10 protein-coding genes and 1 pseudogene are annotated in these 13,568 nt (G+C 42.9%); 9 read left to right on the top strand and 2 right to left on the bottom strand.

Annotated features, from left to right (window positions below; all coding sequences use genetic code 11):
• Window positions 1-119: 119 nt before the first annotated feature.
• Genes PASHI_RS17475 through PASHI_RS17450 form a run of 6 tightly spaced genes read left to right on the top strand, consistent with a single transcriptional unit; the run spans window position 120 to window position 6,822 of the window.
• Window positions 120-1,385, top strand: a complete 1,266-nt coding sequence (locus PASHI_RS17475; protein WP_062566510.1) for a D-tagatose-bisphosphate aldolase, class II, non-catalytic subunit — start codon at window positions 120-122, stop codon at window positions 1,383-1,385.
• A gap of 23 nt (window positions 1,386-1,408) precedes the next feature.
• Window positions 1,409-2,527, top strand: coding sequence for an SIS domain-containing protein (locus tag PASHI_RS17470; RefSeq protein ID WP_062566509.1), 1,119 nt, complete (start codon window positions 1,409-1,411; stop codon window positions 2,525-2,527).
• 17 nt (window positions 2,528-2,544) lie between these two features.
• A complete protein-coding gene (locus PASHI_RS17465) occupies window positions 2,545-3,468 on the top strand; it encodes an ROK family protein (protein ID WP_062566508.1) in 924 nt (307 codons plus the stop codon).
• The gene (gene nagA, locus PASHI_RS17460) at window positions 3,446-4,609 is read left to right on the top strand and encodes an N-acetylglucosamine-6-phosphate deacetylase (protein ID WP_062566507.1); all 1,164 of its coding nucleotides are present in this window, start codon (window positions 3,446-3,448) and stop codon (window positions 4,607-4,609) included. Before PASHI_RS17465 ends, nagA begins: the two co-directional genes overlap by 23 nt.
• A gap of 13 nt (window positions 4,610-4,622) precedes the next feature.
• Entirely contained in the window at window positions 4,623-6,317 is a 1,695-nt protein-coding gene (locus tag PASHI_RS17455) for a GMC oxidoreductase (RefSeq protein ID WP_062566506.1), read from the top strand.
• A complete protein-coding gene (locus PASHI_RS17450; protein ID WP_062566505.1) occupies window positions 6,310-6,822 on the top strand; it encodes a hypothetical protein in 513 nt (170 codons plus the stop codon). The genes PASHI_RS17455 and PASHI_RS17450 overlap by 8 nt, the downstream gene beginning before the upstream one ends.
• Window positions 6,823-6,852: 30 nt before the next feature.
• On the opposite strand, the gene PASHI_RS17445 is transcribed toward PASHI_RS17450, so the two are convergent.
• Window positions 6,853-8,184, bottom strand: coding sequence for a sugar MFS transporter (locus tag PASHI_RS17445; RefSeq protein ID WP_062566504.1), 1,332 nt, complete (start codon window positions 8,182-8,184; stop codon window positions 6,853-6,855).
• A 160-nt stretch (window positions 8,185-8,344) separates the two neighbouring features.
• Here PASHI_RS17445 and agaR point away from each other — a divergent pair, with 160 nt between their 5' ends.
• The 3 genes and pseudogenes from agaR to tatA all read left to right on the top strand — a co-directional run.
• Entirely contained in the window at window positions 8,345-9,109 is a 765-nt protein-coding gene (gene agaR / locus PASHI_RS17440; protein WP_054561067.1) for a transcriptional repressor AgaR, read from the top strand.
• Between the two features lie 315 nt (window positions 9,110-9,424).
• Window positions 9,425-12,241 carry a TonB-dependent receptor gene (locus tag PASHI_RS17435; RefSeq protein ID WP_062566503.1) on the top strand — a complete coding sequence of 939 codons (2,817 nt, stop codon included), beginning with the start codon at window positions 9,425-9,427 and terminating at the stop codon, window positions 12,239-12,241.
• Window positions 12,242-12,295: 54 nt separating this feature from the next.
• Window positions 12,296-12,445, top strand: a pseudogene (gene tatA / locus PASHI_RS17430) (twin-arginine translocase TatA/TatE family subunit); the annotation flags it as partial.
• A gap of 18 nt (window positions 12,446-12,463) precedes the next feature.
• On the opposite strand, the gene PASHI_RS17425 reads toward tatA, so the two are convergent.
• On the bottom strand, window positions 12,464-13,543 hold the full coding sequence (locus PASHI_RS17425; RefSeq protein WP_062566502.1) for a mechanosensitive ion channel family protein: 1,080 nt from the start codon (window positions 13,541-13,543) through the stop codon (window positions 12,464-12,466).
• Between the last annotated feature and the right edge of the window lie 25 nt (window positions 13,544-13,568).

The following is a 13,568-nucleotide window of genomic DNA, read 5'->3' as shown; positions in this document are numbered from 1 at the left end:
TTTTTAACTTGTTTTGCGCCTTTCGTTACCTTTCGTTTTGTTGCGCAGCGTTTCGCGCTGTGCTACTGTAATTTCAAATCACGTATCTAACCATTAGCGTAAGCTGCTTGGAGAAAACCATGAATGCATTAAAAACGATTATAAATAACAATCGAGTAGGGCAAGCGCAGGGTATTTATTCTGTGTGTTGTGCACACCCGCTCGTTATCGAAGCAGCAATGTTGCAAGCTCTAAATGATGACACCGAAATTTTAATAGAAGCTACAGCGAATCAAGTTAATCAGTTTGGTGGTTACACAGGAATGAAGCCCCATGACTTCGTTGAGTTTGTTCATGCAATAGCGGAAAAAGTAGGGTTAGATACCCAGCGCATTATTTTGGGGGGTGATCATTTAGGTCCAGTGTGTTGGGTAAATGAGCCTGCAGAGGTTGCAATGGTAAAAGCTGTTGACCTAGTAAAAGCCTATGCAAGCGCGGGTTTTAAGAAAATTCATTTAGATGCCAGTATGCCATGCGCTGACGATGGAGAACGTTTAGCTGATGCCGAAATTGCCAAGCGTGCAGCGTTGATGTGCCAAGCCGCTGAGTCGGTAGCAAAAGGTAACGATATTCTTTATGTGGTGGGTACTGAGGTTCCTCCTCCGGGTGGCGCTACAGAAGAACATGAAATTATTGAGGTATCTCATGTTGAGGGGGTACAGCAAACAATCGAATTACACCAGGCTGCATTTGCTAACTTAAACATAAGCGATGTGTGGTCGCGTGTTATTGCTGTTGTTGTGCAGCCGGGAGTTGAATTTGATAACCATCAAGTTTTTGATTACCAACGTAATGAAGCGCAAAAACTGAAAGAGTTTATCACCACTGTCGATAATCTTGTTTATGAAGCTCACTCTACCGACTATCAGCCAGATCATTGCTATCACGAGTTGGTGCAAGATCACTTTGCCATATTGAAAGTGGGTCCACAGCTTACCTATGCGCTACGCGAAGGGTTGTTTGCGTTATCTTATATTGAAGATCAATTAGTCGAAGCTGGTCAGCGTTCTAATTTACGTGATGTGTGTGAACGTATCATGCTAGAAAAGCCACATTACTGGAATAAGTTTTACCCAACACAAGGTGCTGAAGCTAAGCTGTTTAGAGCTTATAGTTATAGCGACCGTATTCGTTATTACTGGCCTGAAGACGAAATAAAACAAACAGTAGAAAAACTGTTTGAAAACTTAGAAGGGCAAATTATTCCTCAGACCTTGCTTAGTCAGTTTATGCCAGCGCAATATAAGGCATTGATCAATGGCCAAATTAACTCATCACCACGTGAGTTAGTACTCAATAAAATAATGGAAGTAACGAATACCTATTCGCGTGCTTGTAATCAATAAGTGGTGTTGAGAGAGAATTAATTATGACGCAGTTTTTATCATTAAACGAAACAGAGCTTAAGCAGCAAAACGCATATTGGACAGCAAGAGAAATCTCTCAGCAGCCAGAGTCATGGTGCAATACAGCGGCTATTATTGAAACGCATCGAGCAGAAATAAGTGCATTTTTAGCGCCAATTTTGGCATTAAAAGGACTGCAAATCGTATTAACGGGGGCTGGCACATCGGCCTATGTTGGCGAAGCATTAGCACCTCACTTAACAGCCAAAACAGATTTAAATGTGCGTGCAGTTAGCACCACCGACATTGTGTCTAACCCACATGGTTTTTTACAAAAGAGCACGCCCACTTTACTTGTTTCTTATGCGCGTTCAGGTAATAGCCCTGAAAGTGTCGCGGCGGTTGATATCTCAGAGCAAGTTGTTGAAAAGTGCTTCCACTTAGTTATTACCTGTAATGAAAATGGAGAGTTAGCGAAAAGGGCGGCAGCTAAAAGAAACAGCTTTAGTGTACTTATGCCAAAAGAAACTCTTGATGAAAGCTTTGCTATGACCAGCAGTTTCACCTCAATGCTGCTTTCAACCTTATGTATTTTTACCCCTGATGTTAACCAGCTCGCACAAGTGGCCACGCAGACAGAGCAGCTGCTCGACACGCAACTTGAAGAGATCAAGGGTTTTGCGCAAACTGACATTGAACGTTTGGTGTTTTTAGGAGCAGGTTCATTGCTCGGCTATGCTAAAGAAGCGGCCTTAAAGTGCTTAGAGCTGACCAATGGTGATTTAATAAGTTACTTTGAAACCCCACTTGGTTTTCGTCATGGTCCTAAAACCATTATTAATGATAAAACCGCAGTGATGTTAATGGCCTCAAGTGATTTTTATAGTAGTTTGTATGATACTGATTTATTTAATGAACTACTAAATGACCAACAGTGTTTAGCGGTTAAAAAGCTGGCGTTAAATACTGAACTGGTCGAGCTAGATGATGTTTGGCAAGGTCTGTATTATATTGTCTATTGTCAGATTTTTGCATTTTATAAATCAATGTCACTCGGTTTAACACCTGATAACCCTTGTCCTACGGGCGAAGTTAACCGTGTTGTAAAAGGGGTAACTATTTACCCATTAACTTCTCGCTAAGTAGTGTTGGGTAAAGTATGGCTGTTTACGGACTCGATATTGGTGGTACAAAAATAGAGACCGCCATTTTTAATGATAATTTAGAGCAACAGCAAAGTTGGCGTATTACTACGCCAACGGATGACTATCAGCAATTTTTGCACGCAATTTATCAGCAGGTAATTAAAGCCGATGAGCTATCGGGTTGCCAAGGTGCGGTGGGCATCGGTATGCCAGGTATCGTTAATGATGAAGGTAAAGTACTGTCGGCTAATGTGCCGTGTGCCACAGACAAAGTGATTGCCAACGATCTTCAAGCATTATTAAAACGCCCTGTTGCGATATTAAATGACACCCGGTGTTTTGCCTTATCAGAAGCTAATGGCGGAGCTGGTGAAGGTTATAGCCGAGTATTCGGTGCCATTGTTGGCACTGGTGCGGCGGGTGGTATGTGCATTGATGGAACCTTGTTTAACCAAGGTTTGGGCATGTCAGGGGAGTACGGCCATTTACCGCTGTCTGCGTATTTACAACAAAAATACCAGCTGCCAGTTTTAAAGTGCGGCTGTGGTTTAAATGGCTGTGTCGAAAGTTATATTGCAGGGCCCGGTGTACAAACCTTGTACCAGCATATTACGCAATCTCCTAAATCTGCGATTGAATGGGCAAACGATATCAAACGTGGTGATGAGCAAGCCTTAAAGGTGCTAGCTTGTTACTTAGATATTCTTGGCGAAACCTTTGCTGCTATCAGTAAAAGTTTGCACCCAGAAGTTATCGTGCTTGGGGGCGGGTTGTCGCTCATTGATGCAATAGTAGAAAAACTCCCTGACGCGATTCAAACTCATTTATTTTCAGGTTTTGCCGTGCCAGAAGTGAAGCGCGCAAAATTTGGTGATTCTAGCGGCGTAAGAGGCGCTGCAATAATAGGAAGTGTTCATGCTAATTCCAACGCATCTTAATCGCTATTACTTAAAAGCCGCAAAAGTGGTGACTGCTGATGCGGTTTTACTCGATCATGTGGTCTTGGTCGAGCAAGGTAAAATTACTGCCATTACTACGCAAATGGCGCCCGAGATCGAAGTAATAGATTTAGGTGAGCACAGTTTATTTCCAGGCTTTATTGATTTACATATTCATGGCCGTGAAGGCTGCGATATTATGGACGGCACCCCAGAATCACTAGAGATTATTTCTCGTTCTTTAGCAAAGCATGGCGTAACGGGGTTTGTTGGCACAACGGTGACTGCAGACTGGGACGTCTCAATTCAAGCTTATAAAAATATGGCGAGTGCCTATCAAAAAGGCTTGGCTGGAGCGCAGTTGCTAGGGGCTTATAACGAAGGTTTATTCTTTGCCGAAGCGCATAAAGGCGCGCATAACGAGTCATTTTTTTTAGAGCTTACTAAACAGCGATTTGATGAAATTTATGCCGCATGTGAAGGTTGCTTAAGCTCATTTGCGTTAGCGCCAGAACTACTTAAATCCCCCGACATGATCCGCTATATCACCGATAAGGGTGTGCGTGTGATGCTGGGTCATACAGATGCTAATTTTGAGCAAACAACACAAGCTCTTGCTCATGGAGCCTGCGGTGGTGTGCATATTTTTAATGGTATGCGCGGTATTCATCATCGTGATCCCGGCTGTACTGGCGCATTACTGATGGACAACGATGCCATGGTTGAGCTTATTCCTGATGGTATTCATTTGCATCCGAGCATCATGAACATGGTTTACCGTTTAAAAGGGGCAGATAAAATTGCTCTGATCACAGACTGTGTGAGCGCCGGAGGCTTACAAGATGGTCGCTACCGTTTAGGTGAGCTTCCTATTGTGGTTGAGCAAGGTGTTGCAAGAACTGAGAGCGGCTCTTTAGCAGGCAGTACATTAACCATGGAAGTTGGCGTTGAGCGCTTTTATAACCTAACCGACGCAAGCCTAGTCGAAGCAACTAACATGGCCAGTTTAGTACCCGCTGAGTTTTTAAATAAAGCGGAGCAAATAGGCAGTATTGCGGTAGGTAAACAGGCTAATTTTGCCCTGCTCGATAAAGACTTTTCTGTTCAAGCAACAATCTGTGCGGGTAAGCAAATCTTTTAAAAGTTAAGTGAGAATGCAGGCAAAAGTATTCGATGCCATTGTTATTGGCAGTGGCATTACTGGCGGCTGGGCTGCTAAAGAACTGACCGAAAATGGGCTCAATGTACTGCTGCTGGAACGTGGCAGGCAGGTTGTGCATGGTACTGACTATATCACTGCCTTTAAAGAAGATTGGCAACTGCCATTTCGCGACAGGCCCAGCTTGCTAGAAAAGCGCAACCAAGCTAAACAAGCACGCACTGGCTATGCCACCAAGCAATCAATAAAACACTGGTTTGTGAATGATTTGCAGCACCCTTATCAAGAATCACAGCGTTTTGATTGGATCAGAGGGTATCATCTTGGTGGGCGCTCATTAACTTGGGGGCGGCAATGCTTGCGCCTCAGTGATATAGATTTTGCAGCCAACAAACAAGATGGTCACGGCGTTGATTGGCCTGTGCGCTATCAAGATATTGCGCCTTGGTACGATAAAGTTGAAGCCTACATCGGGGTTATTGGCGAAGCGCTGAACTTACCTCAGCTACCAGATGGACCTTACTTACCTCCTTTTGCGCTTAATGCCGTAGAGCAGCAGCTTAAACAAAGTTTATTAACTCACTACACTAATCGGCACCTCACCATCGGGCGAGTTGCGCATTTAACTGAGGCAAAGCCTGAGCAAGGTCGTGCTCCATGCAGCAAGCGCAACCGCTGTATGCGAGGTTGTCCAACCGGTAGTTATTTTAGTAGTTTAGCCTCGACCTTACCTGCAGCGATGCGTACTGGACGACTCACTATTCAGACTCACTCCATTGCTAAAGAGATTATTTACAATCCAGATAGCGGGCAAGCCACAGGTGTGAAAGTAATTGATGCTGAATCTAAAAAAGAGCGTATCGAGCGAGCGAACATCATTTTTTGCTGTGCATCAACGGTAGCCACAACAGCCTTGTTATTAAATTCAACCTCTGCACGTTTTCCTAATGGCTTAGGGAACGATAGTGGAGAGCTTGGTCATAACCTCATGGATCACCATTTTAGGGTTGGCGCAACGGGTGAACCAAAAGGTTTTGCTGATGACTTTAATGATGGCGACAGACCCGTTGGCTTTCATATTCCGCGCTTTCGAAACCTTGATGATAACGAGCAGCATAGCTTTATTCGCGGCTATGGCTATCAAGGATACGCAACACGAAAAGATTGGCGACGGGGCTTTAAAGAACTTAGCTTTGGTAAGGCTTTTCGAGAAGAGCTTGCCAAACCTGGGCCTTGGCAAGTTGCATTAATAGGCTTTGGTGAATGCCTGCCTTATCATCGTAATAAAATGAGCTTAGATCCGGTATTAAAAGATCAATGGGGATTACCTTTAGTTAATTTTGATTGCCAATTTGCTGAAAACGAGCAGCGCATGCGCGAGGATATGAAAGCGCAAGCCGTCGAGATGCTCAGCAAAGCTGGTTATCAAAATGTGCAAGCGTACGATAAAGGCTCAGCGCCGGGGCAAGCCATCCACGAAATGGGAACTGCGCGCATGGGACATGATGCTACAACCTCAGTGCTTAATCGTTACAACCAAATTCATAGTGTGCGTAACGTCTATGTCACTGACGGCTCGTTTATGTGCTCGTCGGGTTATCAGAACCCTTCGTTAACCTATATGGCATTTACTGCAAGAGCCGCCGATCATGCTGTACGGCATTATCAAAACGGGGTGTTCAATGGCTGATTTACAAAGGCGAAATGCGATTAAATGTTTAGCTGCATTATTCGGTGCGGCTATTAAGCCAGTGGCTGCGACTCAGCTATTTGATAAAGTGAATGACAATCATTTTGAGGTGCTTAAAACGGTGGCGCATCGAGATGTGGTTTCGCATATGCAGGCGGTTATTTTAGAGCTAGAGCCAAATGAGCAACTGTATTTTAATTTAGTCGCTTTCACAGATTTAATGCTAGCAAATACACTAACTACGACTGAGCGTACGGCATGCTTAAAAGGCGCAGAGCTGATTGCAGAAGGTGCTCTTTCATCGTCGCAATTAGCTGATAAACTCACAGGTTTATTTACTATCTCTTTGCAGCAGCAACAGCGCATAATAGCGCAGCAAGCCTTACCTCTTTCAGAAGTGAGCCCTGATAAGCGTGACGAGTACTTAATATATAAGTGTATTTTTACCGTGCGTGAATTTTTGCTACTGGGCTATTTCACATCAGAAAAATTGCAGGCTAGTTAAATAGTAAAACAACTAAGCCTGCCCATGTCTTTACTTACGCCAACTTGTTAGTTTGTGACCAATCAGTGCGTAATAAAGAATAAACACATAGCAAGGGATCAACAGATAGTAAGCTTGTTGTGCATTGCCCGTATATTCTGCAAATACACCGTATACCAAAGGCAATAGCGCGCCACCTGAAATCCCCATAATCAGTAATGCCGCGCCGGTTTGGGTTTTATCGCCAAGATTTGCAAGGGCCATAGGCCAAATGGTCGGCCATACCAGCGCATTCGATAAGCCAAGTAATGCAACAAATAACACGGTATCTGGAAAACCGTTATCAGCAAGCCAAAAGAGCACTACGTTTGCAATCGCAGTTTGTTGCGGATTAATTAAAATGATACCAAGTGAAAACACACAACCACTTAACGCGGAAAATATCAGCGCCTGTTGCTGACTAAAAAAGCGAGGAATTAACACGATACCTAAAACATAACCCAGCACCATAAAGCCCATGGTGTAAGAGGTGAGTTCTGCGAACTGCAATACCCCTTGTTCTTTGCCGTAAAGGCCAATAGTGTCGCCGGCAATGACTTCTGCACCTATGTAAAAGAATAGGGCTATCACGCCTAAAACTAAGTGTGGAAATTGCAGGACTGATTTACTCTCGCTGTTGTTGCTGGTTTTTGGTTGTTCAATATCAGGTAGCGGGGCCAGCATGATTAACGCCGCTAATATTGCTAATGCGATTGCCATTACAAGGTAAGGAGTAATTAAACGATTAGCCAGTTCTTGTAACTGTAATTGCTTTTGAATGCTGTTTAATTGAGCCAGAGCTTCTGGGCTAAAGTTGGCAATGTCGCTAAATACAATCGCTGAGAAGAGCAATGGAGCCACCACACCAGCACTCTTATTGAGAATACCCATAATGCTAATGCGCACGGCTGCTGTGTCTTTAGAGCCAATAAGCACGATGTAAGGATTCGCAGCGGTTTGTAATAAGGTAAGGCCGCTACCTAAAGTAAATAAGGCAACCAAAAACAACCAGTAAGCCTGAATTTGTGCCGCAGGAATAAATAACAGTGCACCAAATGCCATGGTACCTAAACCAAACGACATACCATGCTTATAGCTGAATATTTGCAAAATCTTAGCGCTTGGCAGTGCCATTACGGTATAGGCGATATAAAACACCAGTGTCACCATGTAAGCTTCAATATGGTTGAGATCGCAGACCATTTGTAAAAATGGGATCAAGGAGCCGTTAAGCCAAGTTATAAAACCAAATAAGAAAAACAACCCACCTATGATCATCATAGGCAGTAATTGCGTGCGATTGGTGTGTTCTGTTTGCTCTAACAGTGAGCTTTGTGTTGTCATTTTTGTCACCAAAGAAGATTGTTGTGAAATAATCATAAAACAAAATTCGTAAGTTTTGAAAGTTTTATTTTATTTCGAAACTAAATTTGGCTTTGAAACTGTAAATTGTGTAATATTGAACTACAAATTTGAAAGCAGCTATTAAAACAACAGGCCAGCTATGCTAACCACAATAGAAAGAAGACAAAAAATCGTCCTGATGACTGAGGAAAATGGCAAAGTAAATGTTAAAGATCTCGCAAAGACCTTTGATATTTCGGAGGTTAGCATTCGCCATGATCTTAACGAGCTCGGTAAACGTGGCTTAGTTGTCCGTTCACGTGGTGGGGCAATTGCCTGCGATAAATTGGCTAAAGAGCTTTCGGTAAAAGATAAGCATAACGAAAACTACGCAGTGAAAGTGTTATTAGCGAAAGCTGTGGCAAGTTTGGTTGATGATGGCGATTCATTGATTATTGATTCTGGTACCACCACAGAAGAAGTTGCCAAAGCATTAACCAATAAGCAGGGCCTTACTGTGATGACAAACGGCCTTAATATTGCCCATGTACTGGCTGATATTGAAGATGCAAATGTGTTTATGCTGGGTGGGCAATTACGAAAGAAATCAATGTCTTTTTACTCAAATGAAGTCGAGCAAGCACTTAGTAAATATAACTTTAAAAAGGTTATTTTAGGGGTTGATGGTATCGACTCAGAAGCAGGGATCACCACTCATTATGAGCCCGAGGCAATGCTGAATCGCACCATGTGCACCCGCGCAGATAAAGTCATTGCAGTCACAGATTCAAGTAAATTTGGTAAGCGTGCTTTGTATAATGTATTGCCGCTTAAATCAATCGATGTGCTGGTCACCGACAAAAATATGCCAGCAGAGTTCGTTGAATCATTAACGAGCTTAGGTATCGAAGTGATTACCGTTTAACTCTCTAGTTAAATAGAACTATTGAAAGGTGGCTTTTGCCGCCTTTTTTATTGTTCGTAAAAACCGAATCTCCCCACCGAAAAGAAAATCTTCAGAAAAAATCATTATCGTAACTTTCGAAATTAACTCCCCATCTTTAAAGGCATGCGAAGCCATTTTTGCTGTTTTTGAAACTTGATTCGTAACTATCGAAAGTTTCACTAGGTAATTAATTGTTGCTAGTTTGTTTCATTTTGTTATAGATTAAATATAAGGCCTTACTCATTACCATTTTTATGGTGAAAAAATCTGAACATTTAAAAACAGGAAATCATCATGGCAACAACAACTAGAAAAAAATATTTGAGCGTGCTGATAAGCTCGATTTTGGCCTCATCAGTCAGTTTCGCTGCGACGGCCCAGCAACAAGAAAACGATAGTAAGGCCGAAGAGGATGTTGAGGTTATTGAAGTTACAGGGATCCGTAGCAGTATTAAAGAATCAAACTTTCGAAAGAAAGAAGCAACGACGGTTGTTGATGTCGTTGTCGCTGATGACATCGGTAAGTTCCCCGATGAAAACTTAGCGGAAGCATTGCAGCGTATTCCGGGCATCACCATTACTCGTAATGGCGGTGAGGGGCAAAATATTTTAGTCCGTGGTTTAGGTGGCGGCTACAACATTACCACGTTGAATGGTCGTAAACTGGCTTCTGAAAACTCAGGCCGCGACTTTAACTTTGATACGATTGCTTCAGAGTTAGTGGGGGCACTACAAGTGTATAAGTCACCAGAAGCACGCTTAATTGAAGGGGGCATTGGTGCGGTCGTTGATATCGAAACTCGTAAACCACTAGACCAAGATGGCTTTACCTTGAGCGCTTCAGCAAAAGGGATTTATGAATCTCGAACAGGCGATGTACACCCGCATGCTTCATTCATCATCGGTGACAACTTTAATGATGATACTTTTGGTGTGCTTTTCTCGGGTGCGTATTCTAAGAAAACCTTACGTGCAGACACATACTCGGCAAGCGGTTTTTTTGACGAAGAAGAAGGTTGGGGGGCAGACAGCGCAGGTGTGCCAGTCGACATGAACGGCAACGGAGAAATTGATGGGCAAAGTGAAATATTTGCCTCAAAAATCCCGAGTTACATGTATTTTGCCAACGCGCAGGATGTGCGTGAACGCGTCGGTGCGACGTTAGCAATGCAATGGCGCCCAACAGATACCCTAGACATTAACTTTGATGCTCTTTATTCACGTTACAACACCGATGGTCATCGTTATCAAATCGGTTTTGTTAACTATGATGAAAGCTGGACGCCAGGCACGCCAGTGTTTACTGATGCAGAATTTGATGACACAGGCCGTGTAGTATCAATGACGCAAACCGGTAACACCATGGTGGAGCTACTCAACTTAACCAACCCACGTAAAACCGATACTTATCAGTTTGCCCTTAATGCTAAATGGTATCCAATGGATGGCCTAACACTGGCTGTAGATGTTGCCCATTCAAGAGCGAAAAACGAAAACGGCGGTGATAACCGCTTTATTGTTGCGCGTGGTTTTATTGACTCAATTGGGATTGATTACACCACGGGTAATATGCTGCCAGATGTGACCTTATCGCCGGGCTTAACTGCGGATCAATCATACGGTGCTCACTATAGCCGTAATACAGGTACTGGGGTTGAAGACACGGTTAATGACTTTAAGTTTACCGGTACATTTGTGCCAGAAAGCGATTTAGTGACCCGTGTTGATTTTGGTTTAACTTACCTTGAACAAACTAAAAGTCAGCTTGAATATGCATCAAAAAATGCCAGCCAATTCAGTAATGGTGGTCAATATTTAGAACGCGATGGCTATGAATTCGATGACAGCACCGTGGTCAATGTTGGTGACTTTAACCTCTTTGAAATCCCAAGTGATGTGTTTGTTGAGGCGAATTTCGATAACTTCTTAGAGGGTGAAAGTAGCATTACACCTGAGCCATGGCCAAGTTTCGACTACGATAAGTTACTTGCTTATTATCGCTCAATTAATGCTGAAGCAACCGATAAGAGTATTGTTGCATCGCTCAATTCATCGGGCACTTATGAGGTAACCGAAGAAGTTCTAACTGCGTATGCGCAAGTGACGCTCGAGAGCACTCTTGCAAATATGCCGTATATGTTAAACGTTGGTATTCGCGGCTCGCAAACTGAAGTGAGCTCTAAAGGGTCGGTTTATGATCTATCGTTAATTGACTTACAAGAAGATGGTAAACCACTTGAAAATGGTTGGCGCGAAACTGTTGAGCAATCATTTAAAGGGGATTACAGCAACATTTTACCAAGCATGAACTTTAAGCTTAGTATTACCGATGATTTAATTTACCGCTTCTCTGCGGCACAAGTGATTAGCCGCCCATCTTTAAGCTACTTACGTCCGTGGCTTGCGCCAAATTTTGATACGTATCGTGAAGGTTTACCACAACTTTCTATGGGTGATTCGTCGTTAACACCTGAAGAAGCTAATCAAGCCGATATGACCTTAGAGTGGTACTTTGAAGACAGCAGCTCGTTAAGTGGTGGGGTGTTTGTCAAAGACCTGAAATCATTTATCGATTACGTCGAAAGCCCAGTTGAAATTGAAGGTGTGCGTTACTTTGCATCTTACCCTGGTAAGAGTAAGTACGGTGCAACGATCAAAGGGGCTGAGTTTGCTTATCAGCAGTCGCTCGAAAACTTACTACCCGAACCTTTCAATGGCTTAGGCTTTCAGCTTAATTACACCTATGTTGACAGTAGTTACGATGAACCAGAGCTAAAAGAATCAGGTTTGCCATTTAGAGGCATGTCGAAAAACTCATATAACGCCGTGGTTTACTATGAGCAATATGGTTTCCAAGCACGTTTAGCGTATAACTGGCGCAGCAAGTTCTTGTCGGATCCTGATGCATGGGGTGGTCCATATTGGATCTCTGATTATGGTCAGTTAGATGCCAGCATGAGCTATAACATCAGTGACCAATTCACAGTGTTTGCCGAAGCAACGAACTTAACGAATGAACGTTATTGGGGTTACACCAAGCGTACTGACCAAGTGAGTTATCTAGAGCGTTTTGGTACTCAAGTAGCCTTGGGTGTTCGAGCTAGTTTCTAATTTTAGTGTTTACAAGCGCCTGTAAGGGCGCTTTTATTTTTAAATGAGGTTGTTATGGCAGGAATTAGTGTTTGGCAATTAGTCATTATTGCTGCAATTGTGGTGCTGTTATTTGGCACAAAAAAATTATCTCGAATAGGTGGAGATTTAGGGACGTCAGTCAAAGGGTTTAAGCGTGCTATGCAAGATAAACCCAATGATGAAGCCTAGTTCGCAAGTACTTTAAATTATATTGCTACCCTGCTCAGGGTCGCGAGATTGATCGGCTTGTTCGCGAATATCATCGGCATCACTACTAACGTCATCAAGGCTATGGTCGTCGAGTGATTTTGCTGTTTTTGGCTCTGCGCTTACACTATTGTTTGGCTGCTCGGTCTCGTTTTCGCTATTTAAAATAATTCGCTCGCGAGCATCATCAGGCATGCTTATTTGCTCTGCTAAATAGGTATTGACCAGCTCTCGCATTAATTGTGATGCCACTTTGATAGTACTGTGTTCGTTACTATTGACCCAAAAATAAATGGTTAGATTAAGAGTCGCTGAGCCTAATGAATCAATTAACACTTGGCTTGGCGGATCACTAATAACAGCAGGGTTTTGATTAACCACTTTCATTGCTAATTGTTGGGCATAGCGAATGTCATTATCGTAGCCAATGCCAACGTTAAAGTGACCTCGCATTTTAGGATTTGCGGTGAGGTTTTTAATGACGTTTTTATAGACGGTCGCATTGGGAATTTGAATGTGATTACCATCAAAATCAACCAAGGTGGTGGCGCGAGCCGTAACCTTTTTAACTACCCCTAAACGACCATCAACTTCGATAACATCATCAATACGAAAAGGGCGCTGCACACTAAGCAGCATACTTGAAATAAAGTTTTCGGCGATATCGCGAAAAGCAAAACCTAAAATAAGCCCGACTAAGCCAGTACCACTCATAATCGCCACGGCAAAACTGGTGAGTCCAGCAAGACGCAAAAATAAGTACACCCCAAACAAGATGATAATGATGCTAAAAAAGCGCCTAGTCACCACATGCAAAAGTTTACTTTCACTGACAAAGCCAAGTGGTTTGATTAATAAATACGATAAAGGGCGGGCTAAAAAGTAGCAAACAATGATGGCTACAATACCGAGTGTCAGTGCAGGTAACATTTGCCATGTAGTATGTAAAAACTGCGTGATTTGAGAGTTTAAGTCTTGCCAAGATAAGCTCTCAGGGATTGCTTGCGATGTTACTGAAACTGTCGGTGTAAACAAAGTAGCTAATTGATTTTTAATAAGTAAATAATAATTCATCGCACCGCTCCATGGACCTTTGTAC

Origin of the sequence: Pseudoalteromonas shioyasakiensis (assembly GCF_001550135.1) — a bacterium.
GTDB lineage: Bacteria > Pseudomonadota > Gammaproteobacteria > Enterobacterales > Alteromonadaceae > Pseudoalteromonas > Pseudoalteromonas shioyasakiensis.
The sequence above is the reverse complement of the archived record's forward strand: the minus strand, read 5'-3'. Positions and strand labels throughout refer to the sequence as shown.

Coding starts and splice junctions, on each gene's coding strand:
- PASHI_RS17475 (WP_062566510.1), top strand. CDS start 120: ATGAATGCATTAAAAACGATTATAAATAACAATCGAGTAGGGCAAGCG.
- PASHI_RS17470 (WP_062566509.1), top strand. CDS start 1,409: ATGACGCAGTTTTTATCATTAAACGAAACAGAGCTTAAGCAGCAAAAC.
- PASHI_RS17465 (WP_062566508.1), top strand. CDS start 2,545: ATGGCTGTTTACGGACTCGATATTGGTGGTACAAAAATAGAGACCGCC.
- nagA (WP_062566507.1), top strand. CDS start 3,446: ATGCTAATTCCAACGCATCTTAATCGCTATTACTTAAAAGCCGCAAAA.
- PASHI_RS17455 (WP_062566506.1), top strand. CDS start 4,623: ATGCAGGCAAAAGTATTCGATGCCATTGTTATTGGCAGTGGCATTACT.
- PASHI_RS17450 (WP_062566505.1), top strand. CDS start 6,310: ATGGCTGATTTACAAAGGCGAAATGCGATTAAATGTTTAGCTGCATTA.
- PASHI_RS17445 (WP_062566504.1), bottom strand. CDS start 8,184: ATGACAACACAAAGCTCACTGTTAGAGCAAACAGAACACACCAATCGC.
- agaR (WP_054561067.1), top strand. CDS start 8,345: ATGCTAACCACAATAGAAAGAAGACAAAAAATCGTCCTGATGACTGAG.
- PASHI_RS17435 (WP_062566503.1), top strand. CDS start 9,425: ATGGCAACAACAACTAGAAAAAAATATTTGAGCGTGCTGATAAGCTCG.
- PASHI_RS17425 (WP_062566502.1), bottom strand. CDS start 13,543: ATGAATTATTATTTACTTATTAAAAATCAATTAGCTACTTTGTTTACA.